Raw genomic sequence first — 18,469 nt, 5'->3', positions numbered from 1 at the left:
AAGCAGATGTATTGGACATTAGAATTAGCATCTTATTTAAGTGATGCACCGTGGCCTGCAACCAAAGATGAACTTATAGACTACGCAATTAGAGCTGGTGCTCCGCTTGAGGTAGTTGAAAACCTTCAGTCTATTGAAGATGAAGGCGAGATATATGAATCAATGGAAGAAATTTGGCCAGATTATCCAACTGACGAAGATTATCTTTGGAACGAGGACGAATATTAAAAAAAATAAACTAACACAACAGAAAAAAGTCTCCTTTGGGGCTTTTTTTTTGTTTAAATTTGCACACCCAAATTAGGGATAATAAAAAAATAAATACAAACCCATTATGAGTTTCATTAATAATATACTTAAAATTTTCGTAGGTGATAAATCTGAAAAAGATGTAAAAGCTACACAACCTTATATTGCTAAAATTAAAGCACTTGAACCAGCATTAATGGCTTTATCTCACGATGAGTTAAGAGCAAAAACTGCCGAATTCAAAGAAAAAATTAAGTTAGCTCGTGCAAAACAAGATGCTGAAATTGCTGCAAAAAAAGCAGATGCTGAAAACACATCAGACATCGATTTAAGAGAAGATATCTATAATGCTATTGATGCTCTAGAAAAAGAAGCTTACGAAATTTCAGAAAAAGTATTAATGGAAATTCTTCCTGAAGCTTTTGCAGTTGTAAAAGAAACTGCAAGACGTTTCAAAGAAAACACTACAATTACAGTTACTTCAACAGAAAAAGACAGAGAACTTTCTGCTACAAAACCATACATTACTCTTGTTGGCGATCAAACAAATTGGGCAAACCAATGGAATGCTGCAGGAAAAGAAATCACTTGGGATATGATTCACTATGACGTTCAGTTAATTGGTGGTATCGTTTTACATCAAGGGAAAATTGCGGAAATGCAAACAGGAGAAGGAAAAACATTAGTTGCTACTCTTCCACTTTACTTAAATGCATTAACTGGAAATGGAGTTCATTTAGTAACTGTAAATGACTACTTAGCAAAACGTGATAGTACTTGGAAAGCTCCTTTATTTGAATTCCATGGAATAACAGTTGATTGTATTGACAACCATTCGCCAAATTCTGATGCAAGAAGAAAAGCTTATGAAGCTGATATTACTTATGGTACAAACAATGAATTTGGTTTTGATTACCTTAGAGATAACATGGCACATTCGCCAGAAGATTTGGTTCAAAGAAAACACAATTATGCCATTGTCGACGAGGTTGACTCTGTATTGATTGATGATGCTAGAACTCCATTAATTATTTCTGGTCCAGTTCCTGATGGTGATCGTCATGAATTTAATGAATTGAAACCGAAAATTGAAAATTTATTCAATTTGCAACGTCAACTTGCTAATGGATTTTTAGCAGAAGCAAGAAAATTGATTAAAGAAGGAAATACTAAAGATGGTGGTTTTCAGTTGTTGAGAGCTTATCGTTCGCTTCCAAAAAACAAAGCACTTATTAAATTTTTGAGTGAAGAAGGTGTAAAAGCACTTTTACAAAAAACTGAAAATGAATACATGCAAGATAACAACCGCAAAATGCCAATTGTTGACGAAGCATTATATTTTGTAATTGAAGAAAAAAACAATCAAGTAGAATTGACCGATAATGGAATCAAATTCCTATCACAAGATACTGATGAAAGCTTTTTCGTACTTCCAGATATTGGAACTGAAATTGCAGCTATTGAAAAACAAAATCTTGAAAAAGATAAAGAAGCTGAAGCAAAAGAAAAATTATTTCAAGACTTCGGAATCAAATCGGAACGTATTCATACGCTTACACAATTATTAAAAGCTTACACTCTTTTTGAAAAAGATGTAGAATATGTTATCATGGATAACAAAATTCTTATTGTTGATGAGCAAACTGGTCGTATTATGGATGGTCGTCGTTATTCAGACGGATTACACCAAGCCATTGAAGCCAAAGAGCAAGTAACCATTGAAGCTGCAACCCAAACTTTTGCTACAATTACACTTCAAAACTACTTCCGTATGTACAGCAAATTAGCTGGTATGACAGGAACTGCAGTTACAGAAGCTGGTGAGCTTTGGGAAATTTACAAATTAGACGTAGTTGAAATTCCAACCAACAGAGGAATTTCTAGAAATGATAAAGAAGATTTAATCTATCGTTCTGTTCGTGAAAAATTTAATGCTGTTATTGAAGATGTTACTCAATTATCTGCATCAGGAAGACCTGTATTAATTGGAACAACATCGGTTGAAATTTCAGAATTATTGAGTAGAATGTTGAAAATGCGTGGTGTTGCTCACAACGTATTGAATGCCAAAATGCACAAAAGTGAAGCAGAAATTGTTGCTGAAGCTGGAAAACCTGGAGTAGTAACCATTGCAACAAATATGGCTGGTCGTGGAACCGATATTAAATTAACTCCAGAAGTGAAAGCTGCTGGTGGTTTAGCAATTATTGGTACTGAGCGTCACGATTCGCGTCGTGTTGACCGTCAGTTGAGAGGTCGTGCTGGTCGTCAAGGAGATCCAGGAAGTTCACAATTTTATGTTTCTCTTGAAGATAACTTAATGCGTTTATTTGGTTCAGAAAGAGTTGCAAAAGTAATGGATAGAATGGGATTGAAAGAAGGTGAAGTGATTCAACATTCTATGATGACTAAATCTATAGAAAGAGCTCAGAAAAAAGTAGAAGAAAATAACTTTGGTACTCGTAAACGTTTGTTAGAATATGATGACGTTATGAATGCACAAAGAGAAGTAGTTTACAAACGTCGTCGTCATGCTTTACATGGAGAACGTTTGAAACTAGATATTGCAAATATGATGTATGATACTTGCGAAGTAATCGTTGGTGATAATAAAGCAAGTAATGATTTTAAAAACTTTGAATTCGAATTAATTCGTTATTTCTCGATAACTTCACCAGTATCAGAAGGTGATTTTGCAAAATTATCAGAAATGGAATTGACTGGTAAAGTTTATAAAGCTGCAATGCAATATTACACTGAAAAAACAGAAAGAAGTGCAAGAGAAGCATTCCCTATCATTGCTAATGTTTATGAGAAAGAAGGAAACACATTTGAGAGAATTATAGTTCCTTTTACAGATGGTATCAAATCATTAAATGTTGTTACCGATTTGAAAAAAGCATATGAATCTCATGGGACACAATTAATTGCTGATTTTGAGAAGAATATCACACTAGCAATCGTTGATGAAGCTTGGAAAAAGCACTTACGTAAAATGGATGAGTTGAAACAATCAGTTCAACTTGCTGTTCACGAACAAAAAGATCCATTACTGATTTATAAATTAGAAGCTTTTAATTTATTTAGAACCATGTTAGATGGCGTAAATAAAGAAGTTATTTCGTTCTTATTTAAAGGCGATTTACCACAGCAAAACAATAATATACAAGAAGCAAGAGAAGTAAAACGTAAGCAAGATTACATTGAATCTAAAGATGAAATCCCAAATAGCGACACCCTAGCGGAACAAAACCGTGAAGCTGGACAAACGCAACAACGTCAAGTAACAGAGACTATCGTTCGTGATCAACCTAAGATTAACAGAAACGATACTATTACTATCAAACACGTTATGAGTGGAAAAACAGAAAGCTTGAAATACAAAAAAGCTGAAAGTATGATTGCAAGTGGTGAATGGGTTATCGTTAACGAATAAGTAAATTTGCTCAAAATACAATCCTCAATTGTGAAAGCAGTTGAGGATTTTTTTATATTTGAAAAAAATAATTATATGTTTGAAAACAAAACATTATCCGATCAAGAAAACCCAAAAAGCATACAAGAGTATGTTGTTTCTAGCCTTATTGCTGAACAACCTAAACGACTAATTATTGCTGCTTTATTAGAAAAAGGAATCGACGAAGAAGCAGCAAAAAAACTAATTGCTGATGGCGAAGACAAATTAATGGATTCGGAAAGAGCAGAAGCAAACAAAGATATACTATATGGAGCCATTTGGCTTGTAGTTGGAATCGCAATCACATTTTCAGGAATTGGATTGATAACCTACGGAGCTATAATTTATGGTTTATTTAGATTATTCAAAGGATTAAGTAATACAAATATTTTATAAAAAAAACATGCAAAACATCATCGACCGCTTTATAAGCTATGTCATTATCGATACAGAATCGGATGCAAATTCTCCGACGACACCAAGTACTAAAAAACAATTAGATCTTGCCAATTTATTAGTTAAAGAATTAAATACTATTGGATTAACCGAAGTTACCATTGATGAAAATGGCTACGTTATGGGAACATTACCTAGCAATGTTGACCATGAAGTTCCAACAATTGGATTTGTTTCCCATTATGATACATCTCCAGATTTTACTGGTAAAGATGTAAAACCACAAATTATAGAAAACTATGATGGTGGCGATATTGTTTTAAATAAAGAGCAAAATATCATTCTTTCTCCAAGTTATTTTAAAGATTTATTATTGTATAAAGGACAAACTTTAATTACAACAAACGGATTAACACTTTTAGGAGCTGACGACAAAGCTGGTTTAACTGAAATTGTTACCGCTATGGAATATTTAGTGCAACATCCTGAAATTAAGCATGGAAAAATAAGAGTTGGATTTACTCCAGATGAAGAAATTGGTCGTGGTGCCGATATTTTTGACGTAGAAAAATTTGATGCAAAATGGGCTTACACAATGGACGGAAGTCAAATTGGTGAATTAGAGTATGAAAACTTTAATGCTGCTGGAGCAAAAATCAAATTCAAAGGGAAAAGTGTGCATCCTGGTTATGCTAAAGGTAAAATGATAAACTCAATGCTTATAGCAAATGATTTTATAAACCAATTACCAAAGAATGAAATTCCTCAAGAAACAATAGATTATGAAGGATTTTATCATGTTGTAGGTCTTTCAGGAAGTATTGAAGAAAGCGTGGTTGAACTAATCATTCGTGATCATGATGCCAATTTATTTCAAGAAAGAAAAAATAAAGTTTTAGAAATTGCTGAAGGAATTAATAAAAAATTCGCTCAACAATTTGGCGAAGATATTTGCATTGCAGAAGTTAAAGACCAATACTACAACATGCGCGAAAAGGTAGAACCAATGATGTTTATTGTAGATTTAGCCGAAGAAGCTATGAAGCAATTAGGAATCACACCATTAATAAAACCAATTCGTGGAGGAACAGACGGCTCAAGATTATCTTATATGGGATTACCTTGTCCGAATATATTTGCTGGTGGTCATAATTTCCATGGAAAATATGAATATGTTCCAGTAGAAAGTATGCAAAAAGCCGTTGATGTAATTGTAAAAATTGCTGAGTTAACAGCCACAACAGATTTTTCAGATAAATAATTCTTTTATTTCTGAAATAAGATTATCAAAAAATGGAAGAAAAAAAAAGTTGGAATAGTAATGATTTATGGGAAGAAGAACTAGAGATTCTAAAATCCATAATCAACAAAACCGAATTAATTGAAACCACAAAATGGGGCGGAATTGTTTATGTTGCAAACAATAAAAACGTAATCGGAATTGGTGGATTCAAAAACTTTTTTACCATTTGGTTTTATAACGGAGTATTTCTAAAAGATGAATTAAATGTTTTAGTTAATGCCAATGAAGGTGTAACCAAAGCACTTCGTCAGTGGCGATTTACTTCTAAAGAGGAAATCAACGAAAAGCAAATTTTAGCTTACATCAATGAAGCAATTGCAAATGAAAAAGAAGGAAAATCGATTAAACCAACCAAGAAAGCAAGAATTGTTTGTGCGTTTTTAGATGCAGAATTAGAATCAGATAAAGAACTTTCTATTGCTTTTGAAAAATTTACATCTTCAAAACAGAATGAGTTTCTTGAATATATTGAAACTGCAAAGCAAGAAAAAACTAAACTTGCAAGATTTGAAAAAATCAAACCAATGATTCTAAATAATATAGGTTTGAATGATAAATACAGATAAAATAGTCAAAAAAAATCCCAAACTTCATCATTTGAAATTTGGGATTTTTTAATATTGGAATCTAAACTTATGCTTTCTTATTCAAAGCAGCACTCATATCAAGAGATATAGCAGACTTTTCCATTTTTAATTTTCCTGACATTGTTTCGATAACAACAGTAGTTTCAGCTAATTCAGCAATTTTACCATGAAAACCACTTTTAGTGACTATTTTATCACCAACTTTTAAACTACTTTCAAACTCTTTCTCTTTTTTAGCTTTCTTTTGTTGTGGTACTATCATAAACAAATAGATTACAACAAACATTAGAATAAACGGTAAAAACTGACTTATCTGTCCCATATTTTTTATTATTTAAATTTATATTAAACCTCTTCCGGCTTTATTAACTCTATTATTTTTTTGGAAATCTTTTACAAGATTATCTAAAATTCCATTAATAAAAAGACTACTTTTTGGTGTTGAATATTCTTTAGCAAGTTCTAAATATTCATTAATAGTTACTTTCAAAGGAATTGATGGGAATTTCAAAAATTCACAAATAGCCATTTTCAAAATTATTGTATCCAATTCGGCTATTCGTTCCACATCCCAATTTGGAGTTTTATCAATAAATTCTTTTGCTAATTCGCTTTCGTTTAACACCGTTTTTCTAAACAATGCTGATGCAAAATCTTTATCTTCTTCGTCTTTATAAATTGCAGGAACTTTTATCAAATCAGCATCTGCCGACATATGACGCAATTGTTTTTGAATTTGAGTATTTACAACAGGAATGTCATCTACCCAAGTCAATTTAAAATCTTCTAAATAAGAATATAATTTTTCATTTGGAGCAATCAATTCAGAGAACATATCTACCACAAAAAAACGCTCTTCTTCAAAAGTAACCGCTTTTTTAGCCATGTAATTCTGATACAAATCACTTTGTTTTACATCTTGTAAAAGCAATAAAATGGTATCATCATTTGCCTGCCAGTTGTTGATTTTTCTTTTTTCAAGAGCAATACTCAATGAATTACTTTCTTCTAAAGCAACAAGAATAGGATTGTTTACAAAACGTTGATTTGGATTTCGCTCTTCAGGTGTAGCAAGATGCTTTTTCTGAGCAATTTCGATATATTCTATTTCCTTTTTTCGAATTTCGACTAAAGAAGACAACATTATTAGATATAAATCTAAAATATTTTCTAGACTAGCTTGCAAAAATTTTTCTTGTTTTTCAAGATCGTCAGAACCACTTTGGTGCATAGCATAAATAGCTTGCATCACTTTTATACGGATATGTCTTCTGTTTAACACGGATAAGAACTTTTAAAAATTAACAAAGCGAAAGAAAATGCTCTTTCGCTTTGCAAAAATAAAACTATTTTTTTTAAACACTTAACTATTTAGCGTTTTCTTTTTTTCTTTGTTCGATTCTAAGTTCTGCAATTGCCATTGCCGCTTTTTGAGGCGTCAAATTGTTTGCTTTAGCATAATCAAAAATTTCTAAAGTTGTATTATAGATGTTTTCTGTTCTACGCATTGATTCAGCTTTGTCATAATGAGCAATTTCTGCATAAACATTGATAATTCCACCTGCGTTGATTAAGAAATCTGGTGCATAAACAATACCTCTTTCTTGCAAAATTGGTCCGTGAACGTTTTCATTTGCCAACTGATTGTTAGCTGCTCCAGCAATAACTTTAGCATTTATCTTGTAAACTGTATCGTCATTAATAGTTGCTCCAAGTGCGCAAGGTGCATAAATATCAACATCTGCAGTATATAAATCGCTTCCTGTATAAATTGAAGCACCATATTTTTTACTTACTTCTTCAAGACGTCCTTCGTTGATATCTGCAATTTGAACCAAAGCTCCTTCTTTAGTTAAATACTCAACTAAAGTTTCACCAACGTGACCGATTCCTTGAACTAATATTTTTTTACCGTCTAAATTATCTGAACCAAATTGGTATTTAGCAGCAGCTTTCATTCCCATGTAAACACCATAAGCGGTTACTGGAGAAGGATTACCCGAACCACCACGTGATTCTGAAATTCCTGTTACGTATGGAGTTACATCACGAACCGTATCCATATCGGCAGTTACCATACCAACATCTTCAGCAGTAATATATCTTCCAGATAAGGAATGAACAAACTCACCAAATTTACGCATCATTTCTGGCGTTTTTTGAGTTTTAGCGTCACCTATAATAACTGCTTTTCCTCCACCAAGATCTAAACCTGTAATTGCAGATTTATAAGTCATGCCACGAGAAAGACGTAAAACATCGTTTAATGCTTCCCATTCGTTTGCATAATTCCACATTCTAGTTCCACCCAAAGCTGGCCCTAAAACTGAATTGTGAATACCAATTATTGCTTTTAATCCTGTATCTTTGTCGTTGCAAAAAACAATTTGCTCATGATTATCAAATGATAGCTGTCCGAAGACTGGATCCATTTTTTGAAGCTCTTTTGGAGTTGTGATTTCTGTAGTCATAAAAATATATTTGGGTTGCGACTTTATCAATAAGTCATCGCAAATTTAACTTTTTATTCAAAATAATTCATGAAATTTAGTTTTAATTAGCATATTGTTAATAAAATTAATTTTTACTGAATATTTTAAAAATGAATTATTTCTATCATTTTAACAATTATAGAAGTATTTCCGCAAATAATTAAAGAATTAAAATGAAAGAATTACAATATTTAAATAAATATTTTGTCAAATATAAATACCGATTTTTACTAGGTATCGTCATAACTATTGTAGCACAAATCTTTAGATTGTTTACTCCAAAATTAATTAGTAAATCATTCAAAGCTATTGAAGATTTCCATAAAACTAATGTAAGTAACGACATCATTAAAAGTCAACTTATTGAAAATGTTTTACTTATAATTGGAACTACAATAATTGCTGGAGTTTTAACTTTCTTGATGCGTCAAACTTTAATTGTAATGTCGCGTCATATAGAATTTGATTTGAAAAATGAAGTCTTCAAGCATTACGAAGTTTTAGATCAGAATTTTTACAAACAAAATCGCACTGGAGATTTAATGAGTAGAATTAGTGAAGATGTTGGAAAAGTAAGAATGTATGTTGGACCTGCTGTTATGTACACCATAAATACTTTGATTACTTTTACAATTGTGATTATCTATATGTATAATGTTTCACCAAGATTAACATTATACACTCTTCTACCCTTGCCTATTTTATCGTTTATTATTTTCAAATTGAGTGTTGAAATCAACAAACGAAGTACTATTTTTCAGCAATATTTATCTAAAATTTCAAGTTACACACAAGAAGTTTTTTCAGGAATTAGAGTTATAAAAGCTTATGGTTTAGAAAAACAACATCAAAACAACATTATTGATTTAGCAAAAGAAAGCAAATCAAAGAGTATGAGTTTGGCAAACGTTCAATCATTTTTTGGACCATTGATGGTGACTTTGATTGGAGTGAGTAACTTGGTGGTGATTTATTTTGGAGGAATGATGTACATCAATGGCGAAATTGATAGCATCGGAAAAATTGCAGAATTCATTTTATATGTAAACATGCTAACTTGGCCTGTTGCCACAATTGGTTGGGTTTCATCGTTAGTTCAAGAAGCTGAAGCATCTCAAAAAAGATTGAATGAGTTCTTGAAAGTGGAACCTGAAATTAAAAACACCAATCCAAATCATTCCATAATCAAAGGAGAAATTGAATTTAAAAATGTGAGTTTCACATACGATGATACCAATATTGAAGCTTTGAAAAACGTTTCTTTTAAAGTTGCAAAAGGTCAAACTCTTGCTATCTTAGGCAAAACAGGTTCAGGAAAATCTAGTATTCTAACTTTAATTACTAGAATGCACGATGTGAAAGTTGGTACAATTTTAATGGACGGAACTCCTTTGGCAGAACTAAATCTATATGATTTAAGAAACAGCATCGGAATTGTTCCACAAGATGCCTTTTTGTTTTCAGATTCTATAAAGAATAATATTAAGTTTGGAAAAGAAAATGCTACTGACGAAGAAGTATTTGAAGCCGCAAGAAAATCGGTAGTTCATGATAATATCATTCAGTTCAACCAACAATATGAAACTATTCTTGGTGAAAGAGGAATTACACTTTCTGGCGGACAAAAACAACGTGTTTCTATAGCAAGAGCGATTATAAAAAATCCAGAAATTCTACTTTTTGACGATTGCCTTTCAGCAGTGGATACAGAAACCGAAGAACAAATTTTGAATAATTTATTGGAAATTTCTAAAGATAAAACTACAATAATTGTTAGTCACAGAGTTTCGTCAGCAAAAAATGCTGATATAATTATAATTTTAGAGGAAGGAAAAATCATCCAACAAGGTTCTCATAATCAATTAGTAAACCAAGAAGGCTATTATAAAGAACTTTATTACAAACAACTTTCTGAAAAAGAAGTAGAATAATTCTTGCATCGTAACATTTTTTTTATCATTTTCGTAAAAGAAAAACTACACTAATTGACAGAACGAATATGAGAGAACACGACATGTTAGAAAAAGATGAAATTTTTTCTAAAGTATTGAGAGCAGGAAGAAGAACTTATTTCTTTGATGTAAGAGCTACAAAAGCTGAAGATTACTACATTACCATTACTGAAAGTAAAAAATTTACCGAAGAAGATGGATCATTTCACTTTAAAAAGCATAAAATTTATTTGTACAAGGAAGATTTTACAGCTTTCAAAGAAATTTTAGACGAAATGACATCGTTTGTATTAAACAATAAAGGTGAAGAAGTAATTTCTGAAAGACACCAAAAAGATTTCAAAAAAGAATATTTCACCGAAAAAACAGAAGGCGAAGAAGAACCAAAGACAACTAGCTTTACCGATATTGATTTTGATGATATTTAAAATAAAAACAGACTCCAAAAGTTGAAAGATTTTTGGAGTTTTTAATTTCTACCAATTTTTAAAGTTATGAAGTACTTAATCCTTTTTATGTTGGTTTGTTTTAATGCGTTTGCTCAAAACAATGTTGTTGCAAATAAATACAACAGCAACGGTTATAAAACGACAACCAACAACACTAAATTTGGTGTAGTTGATAGTACAGGAGTAGAAACTATTCCATCAATTTATGACCAAATTGGTGCATTTTCAGAAGATAAAATATGGGTGAAATTGGGTGATAAAATGGGTTCGATTTCAAAAACTGGACAAGAAATCATTCCTCTTATATATGATTATGTTGGAAACTTTAAAGATGAAAGAGCAGTTGTTGTAAATAAAGGAAAATATGGTTATTGTAATGCAGATGGCAAAGTAGCCATTCCGTTAATTTATGATATTGCTGACCAATTTAAAAACGGTATCGCTATTGTAAGAAAATCAGGCAAATGTGGCATAATTGATGTCAACGGAAAAGTTTTACTTCCTCTAATTTATGACACAATTGATGGATTTGATAATGGTGTGGCAAGAGTTTATCGCGATAAAAAATGGGGTTATGTTGATACCAATTTTAAAGAAATAATTCCTTGTATTTATGAAAGAGCCAACTTTTTTAGGGATGGATTATGTCTTTTAATGTTAAATGGGAAAATTGGCTTTGCTGACAAATCTGGAAAAATTGCAATTCCTTTTATCTATGAAATGGCCGAAAATTTTAAAAATGGCACCACTACAGTAACTTTAAACGGAAAAACTTTTATCATTGACAAACAAGGAAATAAAATATAAAATAATCACACTATGCAAAAAATTCTAGCTTTTTTAAACAGATATGCTTTGGTTTTTAATACTATAAGTATCATATTTTGGTTATACATAATTTATTCAAACTACCGTCAAATAGAAGCTGAAAACTTTGGTGATGAAAGAAATAAATTTTATATTATTCCAATATTATTTATTTTACTTTCTTTTTTTAATATGTATATGGCTACTAAACGTAGAAAGCAAAACTAAGCAATTCGCAAGCCGTTTTCTACTTTTAAATCGGATGATAAAAGAACTACTTCATCCTCATTTACAGAACCTAAAACTAAACATTCACTCATGAATTTTCCAATTTGTTTCTTTGGGAAGTTCACAACTGCTATGATTTGTTTTCCAACCAAATCTACTTTAGCATATCGCTTTGTGATTTGTGCAGACGATTTTTTTATTCCGATTTCAGCACCAAAGTCAATCGTTAATTGATACGCAGGTTTTCTAGCTTCAGGAAAATCATTGGCTTCAATTATTGTTCCTACTCTCATTTCTACTTTTTCAAAATCATTCCAAGTAATTGGTTCCATAAAATTGCATTTATTTACAAAAATACAAATTGTATAGTTTTTATGTTATTAAAAAACGAATTGATTAAATAAATTCCCTAACTTTATAATTCACAAATTATGACCTTTCATCCTACATGAGAATAGCACTTTTTTCCAATGAATTTCCGCCTAATATCTATGGTGGCGCAGGTGTACATATCGATTTTTTAAGTCAAGAATTAGCAAAACTCGGTCAAGTTGAAGTACGATGTTTTGGAAATCAACTTGAAGAAAAAGATGCCATGAACATTATTGGAATTCAATCTTCGTTGACTAAAATGGAAGATGCAACGAATCCGCACATCAAAATGTTTCATAATTTGAGTAAAAATGTTGAAATGTCACAACACACTTTACTTGCAGATGTAATTCATTGTCATACTTGGTATACACATTTAGCAGGAATTTTTTCGAGAGAATTATTGCAAGTTCCATTGATATTAACCACACATAGTCTTGAAACACATAGACCTTGGAAAGTAGAACAATTAGGAAATGGTTATTTTCTTTCTCGTTGGATTGAAAATCACGCTTACAATACCGCAGATGGCGTAATTGCTGTGAGTGAACAAATGAAAACTGATGTTGTAGAAGCTTATGGAATTAATCCTGAAAAAGTTACTGTAATCCATAACGGAATTGATCCTGAATTTTACAAACCAACATTTGACAACAATTTATTGTTAGAATATGGTATAAATCCTGAAATTCCATTTGTACTTTTTGTGGGAAGAATTACGCGTCAAAAAGGTATTTCGCAGTTGATTTCGGCAGCTAAATATTTTAATAAAAATTGTCAAATTGTTTTGTGTGCAGGCGCACCTGATACCGAAGAAATTGCAAAAGAAACAGAAGATTTAATTGCAGAATTGAAATCACAAAGAGACGGAGTTATCTTAATTTCTGAAATGCTTCCGAGAGAAAAAATCAAAGTATTGTACAGTCATGCAAGAGTTTTTGCTTGTCCATCATTGTACGAACCATTTGGAATCATAAATCTTGAAGCGTTGTCTTGCGAAACTCCTGTTGTAGGAAGTGCTGTTGGTGGAATTCCAGAAATTATTACCGAAGGTGAAACTGGTTACTTAATTCCGCTAGAAAGTGTATCTAGAACCGATTTTAATCCGAAAAACCCAGAAGATTTTCAGCGTAATTTTGCTACTAAAATAAATTTATTACTTGAAAATGAAACTTTGGCGACAACAATGGGACAAGCTGGAAGAAAAAGAGTTTTAGAAAAATTTAGTTGGGAATCTATTGCAAAAACTACTTACAACTATTACGAAGAAGTGATTTCAAAATTTGAAAAAGAAAAAGCATAACAATAACTAAAGATGAGAAAAAGTACATTAGCCATCATTTTGGGTGGCGGACAAGGATCAAGATTATCGCCGTTAACTGAAAGTCGTTCAAAACCAGCAGTGCCAATTGCAGGAAAATATCGATTGGTTGACATTCCAATTTCAAATTGTATTAATTCTGATATTAAACGAATGTTTGTTTTAACGCAGTTTAATTCGGCTTCTTTAAATCAACACATCAAAAACACGTATCACTTTAGTCATTTTAGCACGGCTTTTGTTGATATTTTAGCAGCTGAACAAACGCCTGACAATCCAACGTGGTTTCAAGGAACTGCTGATGCTGTGCGTCAATGTATGAATCATTTTTTGAATCACGATTTTGATTATGCATTAATATTATCAGGTGATCAATTATATCAAATGAATTTTAACGAAATGATAAAAGCGCATCAAGAAAGCGGTGCCGATATTTCCATTGCAACCTTACCAGTAACAGCAAAAGAAGCTCCTGAATTTGGAATTTTGAAAACCGATTCTGAGAATTTTATTACGTCATTTATAGAAAAACCAAAGGCCGATTTGTTACCTGAATGGACATCGGAAGTTAGCGAAGAATCTAAAGCGGAAGGAAAACATTATTTGGCTTCAATGGGAATTTACATATTCAATAGAAATTTATTGATTGAATTAATGTCGAATCAAGAAACCAAAGATTTTGGAAAAGAAATCATTCCACAAGCTATAGGAAAACAAAAAATATTGAGTTATCAATATGAAGGATACTGGACCGATATTGGAAATATTGATTCGTTTTTTGAAGCTAATTTAGGATTGACAGACGACATTCCGAAGTTTAATTTATTTGATAATTCTGGTAAAATTTATACTCGTGCAAGAGTTTTGCCTCCATCAAAAATCACAGGTGGAACAACCGTTGACAAGTCAATTATTGCTGAAGGCTGTATCATTAACGGTACTAAAATTGAACATTCGGTTATTGGAATTCGAACTCGAATTAATCGCGATTCAATTATAACAAATTCCTATTTGATGGGTAATGATTATTATCAAAATTTAGATGAAATTAGCCATAATACATATAACAATATAACAAATATAGGAATTGGTGAACGTTGTTTTATAAACAACACTATTGTAGATAAAAATTGTAAAATTGGAAATGATGTAAAACTTAACGGTGGTAAACATTTAAAAGATGCTAACACTGATTTGTACACAATAAAGGATGGAATTATTGTAATTAAAAAAGGTGTTACATTACCTAACGGATTTACGATATAAAATATCTATTTATGTATTTTCTTAAGAATCACTTCTAGCGGTTTATTTGCTTTTCTGCCAAATTGAGTTACATATTCTTGTGCTTGATTAGTGCATAAAACAAACATATCAAAAAATCCTAAATCAACGATTTGAGTTTCATATAAACCACCGTTTTCATTACCATCTATATCTTCAATTTTCACTTTTACTTCATCAGCTGGGAAAGAATTGATTATTGACAGAAAATAGTTGTCTTTAGCATAAGGAAAAAACCAACGTTCTTTTTTATTATCTGCTGGAACTTCAGATTTTACTTCTTCGTCAATTTTATAATTGAATGAAAAAATTAAAGGTTTATTTTCGTTTTTCCAACTGTATTTATTGTTGAAATTAATCAATTCATTTCCATTTGAATCTACTAAGGACAATTTCAAACCTTTAATATTTTGCTTCACTCCTTCTTCATGAACGTCCAAAACTAAATAAGAGGTAAAGTCATAGCCACAATGTTGCGTCTGACCTAAATCTTGTGCATGAATTGAAAAAGTTGCCAATAAAAAAACAATTAAATAACGCATTGAAATTAAATAAAGTTCAAAGATAGTAACTCAAAAACTATTCCAATAAAAAATCCGCCAAAAGACGGATTGATTTTTAGTTAGCAGTTAAATAACTATATATTTTTTCTCTTTGCTCATCTGAAATTTTAGCTTTTTTCTGCATGTCTAAAAGAATTGGCTTCCATTGTTCTGCATTAAAATCTTTTGGTTTAAAAAGATCATGACATTTTGCACAATTATTTTCGTATAAACTTTTTCCTTCAGCCAAGTCAGATGCACTATCTGCTTGCTTGGCTTCAACTGTTGGAGTTTTATTAGTTGTTGTTGGTGGTGGTGGAGGTGGAACAGATTTTGAACCTCCACAAGAATAAAGTACAATTGCAAAAAGAGCAACTGCTAAAATTTTTGTTTTCATAATTATTGGTTTAGATAAAGTAAATATAAAAAAAATCCCAACAGAATATCTATCGGGATTATATTTTTACATTTTATTTACAATAATTTACAATATCTTATTTAACGTCCATTAGTTCAACATCAAAAACTAAAGTTGCATTTGGTGGAATTACACCTCCAGCACCACTTGCTCCATATCCTAAATATGATGGAATTACAAAACGTGCTTTATCTCCAACTTCTAACAATTGAATTCCTTCATCCCAACCTTCAATAACGTGACCTTTTCCTAAAGGAAACTCAATTGGTTTTTTTCTTGGGTAAGAGGAATCAAATGTTTTACCATTTTCTAATTGACCTGTGTAATGAACAGAAACAGTTTTTCCTGCTTCCGCTTTTTTACCATTTCCTTTTTGGATGATTTTATATCTCAAACCACTCTCCGTTTTATCAAAACCAGCCGCTAACTTTTCCATTGCTTCTTCGGCTTGCTTTTTAGCTTCTTCTAATTTTCTTAATCTTGAACCTTCAAATGTTCTGAAAGCTTCAATAGCATTCCATTTTTCAGCCTCTTCTCCTACTCTAACTATTTCTAAAGATTCTATTAAATCACCTTGAGCTACAGCATCAACTACATCTTGACCGTCTACAACATGACCAAAAACTGTATGTTTGTTGTCTAACCAATTTGTTGGAACATGCGTGATAAAAAATTGAGAACCATTACTTGCAGGGCCCGAATTTGCCATAGATAAAACTCCAGGTTTGTCATGTTTTAATGAAGGATGAAATTCATCTTCAAAGCTATATCCAGGACCACCAGAACCAATTCCTTGTGGACAACCACCTTGAATCATAAAATCAGGAATTACTCTATGAAATTTTAATCCATCATAATATGGTTTTCCCATTGGTTTTGCAGTGTTTTCTAATTGACCTTCTGCCAATCCTACAAAATTACCAACTGTTCCTGGTGTTAAATCGTGTGTAAGTTTTACTAAAATTGAACCTTTAGAGGTATTGAATTTAGCATATATTCCGTTTTCCATTCTATTGTATTTTTATTTGAAGTGCAAAATTACAAAATTTTAATTGTTTCGATTTAAATAGTACATTTGATTTTAAAATATTTTGAAATGGAAAATAAATTGGATTACATAAACATAAACAAACAAACTTGGAACAATAAAACTGATGTTCATATTGCGTCTGAATTTTATGATATGCAAGGTTTTTTGGATGGAAAATCTACTTTAAATTCTATTGAATTAGAATTACTTGGAGATATAACAGGAAAACGTATTTTACATTTACAATGTCATTTTGGTCAAGATACGATGACATTTTCGAGAATGGGTGCAAAAGCAACTGGTGTTGATTTGTCTGATAAAGCCATTGAAAGAGCTAAAGAATTTGCTGCAAAATTGAATTTAGATACTACTTTTGTATGTTGTGATATTTATGATGCTCCAAAGTTTATTGATGAAAAATTCGATATTGTTTTCACAAGTTATGGAACTATTGGATGGCTTCCTGATTTAGATAAATGGGCTAAAGTTATTACACATTTTTTAAAACCTGATGGAAAATTTATAATGGCTGATTTTCATCCTGTCGTTTGGATGTTTGACAATGATTTTAAGGAGGTTTTTTATAACTATTTCAATGTCGAGCCAATTATTGAAGCCGAATCTGGAACTTATGCTGATAAAGAAGCTGAACTTTCAACACAAACGATGACTTGGAATCACCCAACTTCTGAGTTATTAAATTCATTAATTGATAATGGTTTGGAAATTAATTGTTTCAATGAATATGATTATTCACCATACAATTGCTTCAATGAAACTGAAGAATTTGAGCCAAATAAATTTAGGATAAAACATTTTGGCAATAAGATTCCAATGGTATATTCTATTTCAGCAAATAAGAAATAAAAAAGAACCGCTCAATTACTTGAACGGTTCCCAGGGTTTAAACAATTGTATATTAAATAATCTACAATTTAGTAATAATAAATTCAGATCTTCTGTTGGCTTGGTGTTGGTCTTCAGTACAGTTTGATTGATTTGTTGGTTCACAACCACAATCGTTTACTAGTTGCGACTCACCATATCCTTTTCCTGTCAGCCTTGATTTTGCGATGCCTTTTTCTACTAACCATGCAATAGTTGATTTAGCTCTTCTGTCAGACAAAGCCATATTGTATTTGGCTGTTTGACGACAGTCTGTGTGTGAACGTACATCAATCTCCATCGTTGGATTTTGTTCCATTACATCTAAGATTTTAGCCAATTCTACTGCTGCATCTGGTCTGATGAATGACTTGTCTAAATCGAAGTAGATGATTTTGATTTTGAAAGCTTCTGCTAAGTTGTCTCCAACTTTAACTGGTTTTACAGCTTTCTCAAGTTCTACTGGAACAAATGATTTTCCAGATTCGTCTTTTGTAATGGTTGCTGTCTCTACAGTATTGTACTCTGGTTTTTCTGTTTTGATGTAGTATTTTGTTCCACAATCAACTTTTCCAAAGTCGAACTTACCGTCTTTATCTGAGATTACTTCTTGTAGTTTTTTGTAATTAGCATCTGACAATGTTACTCGTGCTCCAGAAAGTGGTAATCCTGATTCTTTATCCGTTACAACTCCAGA

Annotated in this window: 20 protein-coding genes; 12 read left to right on the top strand and 8 right to left on the bottom strand. The window is 31.6% G+C overall.

The window, feature by feature from the left end:
• The first annotated feature begins 6 nt into the window (after positions 1-6).
• The 5 genes from ACYU7A_RS13590 (at position 7) to ACYU7A_RS13570 (ending at position 5,971) form a co-directional block, all read left to right on the top strand.
• Complete coding sequence (locus ACYU7A_RS13590) at positions 7-228, top strand: DUF2795 domain-containing protein (protein WP_022828503.1); 222 nt, start codon at positions 7-9, stop codon at positions 226-228.
• A gap of 106 nt (positions 229-334) precedes the next feature.
• Positions 335-3,685, top strand: a complete 3,351-nt coding sequence (gene secA, locus ACYU7A_RS13585; protein WP_460577387.1) for a preprotein translocase subunit SecA — start codon at positions 335-337, stop codon at positions 3,683-3,685.
• A 75-nt stretch (positions 3,686-3,760) separates the two neighbouring features.
• Positions 3,761-4,102 (top strand): hypothetical protein, encoded by a 342-nt coding sequence (locus ACYU7A_RS13580; RefSeq protein WP_460577385.1) that lies wholly within the window; start codon positions 3,761-3,763, stop codon positions 4,100-4,102.
• 7 nt (positions 4,103-4,109) lie between these two features.
• Complete coding sequence (pepT, locus tag ACYU7A_RS13575) at positions 4,110-5,363, top strand: peptidase T (protein WP_460577383.1); 1,254 nt, start codon at positions 4,110-4,112, stop codon at positions 5,361-5,363.
• Between the two features lie 32 nt (positions 5,364-5,395).
• The gene (locus ACYU7A_RS13570) at positions 5,396-5,971 is read left to right on the top strand and encodes a YdeI/OmpD-associated family protein (RefSeq protein WP_460577381.1); all 576 of its coding nucleotides are present in this window, start codon (positions 5,396-5,398) and stop codon (positions 5,969-5,971) included.
• A gap of 67 nt (positions 5,972-6,038) precedes the next feature.
• Here ACYU7A_RS13570 and yajC read toward each other — a convergent pair whose 3' ends face one another.
• The 3 genes from yajC to ACYU7A_RS13555 form a co-directional block, all read right to left on the bottom strand.
• Positions 6,039-6,314: a preprotein translocase subunit YajC gene (yajC, locus tag ACYU7A_RS13565; RefSeq protein ID WP_460577379.1), complete on the bottom strand. Its 276-nt coding sequence runs from the start codon at positions 6,312-6,314 to the stop codon at positions 6,039-6,041.
• 18 nt (positions 6,315-6,332) lie between these two features.
• Entirely contained in the window at positions 6,333-7,241 is a 909-nt protein-coding gene (gene nusB, locus ACYU7A_RS13560) for a transcription antitermination factor NusB (RefSeq protein ID WP_460577780.1), read from the bottom strand.
• Between the two features lie 118 nt (positions 7,242-7,359).
• Entirely contained in the window at positions 7,360-8,463 is a 1,104-nt protein-coding gene (locus tag ACYU7A_RS13555) for a Glu/Leu/Phe/Val family dehydrogenase (protein WP_298303278.1), read from the bottom strand.
• A gap of 194 nt (positions 8,464-8,657) precedes the next feature.
• Between ACYU7A_RS13555 and ACYU7A_RS13550 the strand changes: the two genes are divergently transcribed.
• From ACYU7A_RS13550 to ACYU7A_RS13535, 4 genes are all read left to right on the top strand, one after another.
• Complete coding sequence (locus ACYU7A_RS13550; RefSeq protein ID WP_460577377.1) at positions 8,658-10,415, top strand: ABC transporter ATP-binding protein; 1,758 nt, start codon at positions 8,658-8,660, stop codon at positions 10,413-10,415.
• Positions 10,416-10,483: 68 nt separating this feature from the next.
• Positions 10,484-10,864, top strand: a complete 381-nt coding sequence (locus ACYU7A_RS13545) for a PUR family DNA/RNA-binding protein (protein WP_298302381.1) — start codon at positions 10,484-10,486, stop codon at positions 10,862-10,864.
• Between the two features lie 66 nt (positions 10,865-10,930).
• A complete protein-coding gene (locus ACYU7A_RS13540) occupies positions 10,931-11,692 on the top strand; it encodes a WG repeat-containing protein (protein ID WP_460577375.1) in 762 nt (253 codons plus the stop codon).
• A 12-nt stretch (positions 11,693-11,704) separates the two neighbouring features.
• Positions 11,705-11,920, top strand: coding sequence for a hypothetical protein (locus ACYU7A_RS13535; protein WP_460577373.1), 216 nt, complete (start codon positions 11,705-11,707; stop codon positions 11,918-11,920).
• Here the strand turns inward: ACYU7A_RS13535 and ACYU7A_RS13530 are convergent.
• Positions 11,917-12,252 (bottom strand): tRNA-binding protein, encoded by a 336-nt coding sequence (locus ACYU7A_RS13530; protein ID WP_460577371.1) that lies wholly within the window; start codon positions 12,250-12,252, stop codon positions 11,917-11,919. The genes ACYU7A_RS13535 and ACYU7A_RS13530 overlap by 4 nt on opposite strands.
• A gap of 116 nt (positions 12,253-12,368) precedes the next feature.
• On the opposite strand from ACYU7A_RS13530, the gene glgA reads away from it, so the two are divergent.
• Positions 12,369-13,595, top strand: coding sequence for a glycogen synthase (glgA, locus tag ACYU7A_RS13525; protein WP_460577369.1), 1,227 nt, complete (start codon positions 12,369-12,371; stop codon positions 13,593-13,595).
• A 12-nt stretch (positions 13,596-13,607) separates the two neighbouring features.
• Complete coding sequence (locus ACYU7A_RS13520; RefSeq protein ID WP_460577367.1) at positions 13,608-14,879, top strand: glucose-1-phosphate adenylyltransferase; 1,272 nt, start codon at positions 13,608-13,610, stop codon at positions 14,877-14,879.
• Positions 14,880-14,884: 5 nt separating this feature from the next.
• On the opposite strand, the gene ACYU7A_RS13515 is transcribed toward ACYU7A_RS13520, so the two are convergent.
• The 3 genes from ACYU7A_RS13515 to ACYU7A_RS13505 form a co-directional block, all read right to left on the bottom strand.
• Positions 14,885-15,439 (bottom strand): hypothetical protein, encoded by a 555-nt coding sequence (locus tag ACYU7A_RS13515; protein WP_460577365.1) that lies wholly within the window; start codon positions 15,437-15,439, stop codon positions 14,885-14,887.
• Between the two features lie 76 nt (positions 15,440-15,515).
• Positions 15,516-15,836 carry a c-type cytochrome gene (locus tag ACYU7A_RS13510; RefSeq protein WP_460577363.1) on the bottom strand — a complete coding sequence of 107 codons (321 nt, stop codon included), beginning with the start codon at positions 15,834-15,836 and terminating at the stop codon, positions 15,516-15,518.
• A 97-nt stretch (positions 15,837-15,933) separates the two neighbouring features.
• Positions 15,934-16,866, bottom strand: coding sequence for a peptidylprolyl isomerase (locus ACYU7A_RS13505; RefSeq protein ID WP_396146566.1), 933 nt, complete (start codon positions 16,864-16,866; stop codon positions 15,934-15,936).
• A gap of 87 nt (positions 16,867-16,953) precedes the next feature.
• Between ACYU7A_RS13505 and ACYU7A_RS13500 the strand changes: the two genes are divergently transcribed.
• The gene (locus tag ACYU7A_RS13500; RefSeq protein WP_460577361.1) at positions 16,954-17,754 is read left to right on the top strand and encodes a class I SAM-dependent methyltransferase; all 801 of its coding nucleotides are present in this window, start codon (positions 16,954-16,956) and stop codon (positions 17,752-17,754) included.
• 61 nt (positions 17,755-17,815) lie between these two features.
• On the opposite strand, the gene ACYU7A_RS13495 is transcribed toward ACYU7A_RS13500, so the two are convergent.
• The coding region (locus ACYU7A_RS13495; RefSeq protein ID WP_460577359.1) for an OmpA family protein at positions 17,816-18,469 on the bottom strand (654 nt) is incomplete at its 5' end.

This window comes from Flavobacterium koreense (assembly GCF_054776075.1).
Note: the sequence above shows the minus strand (reverse complement) of the source record. Positions and strands in the feature narration are given on the sequence as shown.

Excerpts from the sequence above, each read along its gene's own strand:
- secA (WP_460577387.1), top strand. The coding sequence starts at position 335 with ATGAGTTTCATTAATAATATACTTAAAATTTTCGTAGGTGATAAATCT.
- ACYU7A_RS13535 (WP_460577373.1), top strand. The coding sequence starts at position 11,705 with ATGCAAAAAATTCTAGCTTTTTTAAACAGATATGCTTTGGTTTTTAAT.
- nusB (WP_460577780.1), bottom strand. The coding sequence starts at position 7,241 with ATGCAAGCTATTTATGCTATGCACCAAAGTGGTTCTGACGATCTTGAA.
- ACYU7A_RS13555 (WP_298303278.1), bottom strand. The coding sequence starts at position 8,463 with ATGACTACAGAAATCACAACTCCAAAAGAGCTTCAAAAAATGGATCCA.
- ACYU7A_RS13500 (WP_460577361.1), top strand. The coding sequence starts at position 16,954 with ATGGAAAATAAATTGGATTACATAAACATAAACAAACAAACTTGGAAC.
- ACYU7A_RS13515 (WP_460577365.1), bottom strand. The coding sequence starts at position 15,439 with ATGCGTTATTTAATTGTTTTTTTATTGGCAACTTTTTCAATTCATGCA.
- ACYU7A_RS13545 (WP_298302381.1), top strand. The coding sequence starts at position 10,484 with ATGAGAGAACACGACATGTTAGAAAAAGATGAAATTTTTTCTAAAGTA.
- ACYU7A_RS13510 (WP_460577363.1), bottom strand. The coding sequence starts at position 15,836 with ATGAAAACAAAAATTTTAGCAGTTGCTCTTTTTGCAATTGTACTTTAT.
- ACYU7A_RS13540 (WP_460577375.1), top strand. The coding sequence starts at position 10,931 with ATGAAGTACTTAATCCTTTTTATGTTGGTTTGTTTTAATGCGTTTGCT.
- pepT (WP_460577383.1), top strand. The coding sequence starts at position 4,110 with ATGCAAAACATCATCGACCGCTTTATAAGCTATGTCATTATCGATACA.
- ACYU7A_RS13550 (WP_460577377.1), top strand. The coding sequence starts at position 8,658 with ATGAAAGAATTACAATATTTAAATAAATATTTTGTCAAATATAAATAC.
- ACYU7A_RS13520 (WP_460577367.1), top strand. The coding sequence starts at position 13,608 with ATGAGAAAAAGTACATTAGCCATCATTTTGGGTGGCGGACAAGGATCA.
- glgA (WP_460577369.1), top strand. The coding sequence starts at position 12,369 with ATGAGAATAGCACTTTTTTCCAATGAATTTCCGCCTAATATCTATGGT.
- ACYU7A_RS13530 (WP_460577371.1), bottom strand. The coding sequence starts at position 12,252 with ATGGAACCAATTACTTGGAATGATTTTGAAAAAGTAGAAATGAGAGTA.
- ACYU7A_RS13580 (WP_460577385.1), top strand. The coding sequence starts at position 3,761 with ATGTTTGAAAACAAAACATTATCCGATCAAGAAAACCCAAAAAGCATA.
- ACYU7A_RS13590 (WP_022828503.1), top strand. The coding sequence starts at position 7 with ATGTATTGGACATTAGAATTAGCATCTTATTTAAGTGATGCACCGTGG.
- yajC (WP_460577379.1), bottom strand. The coding sequence starts at position 6,314 with ATGGGACAGATAAGTCAGTTTTTACCGTTTATTCTAATGTTTGTTGTA.
- ACYU7A_RS13570 (WP_460577381.1), top strand. The coding sequence starts at position 5,396 with ATGGAAGAAAAAAAAAGTTGGAATAGTAATGATTTATGGGAAGAAGAA.
- ACYU7A_RS13505 (WP_396146566.1), bottom strand. The coding sequence starts at position 16,866 with ATGGAAAACGGAATATATGCTAAATTCAATACCTCTAAAGGTTCAATT.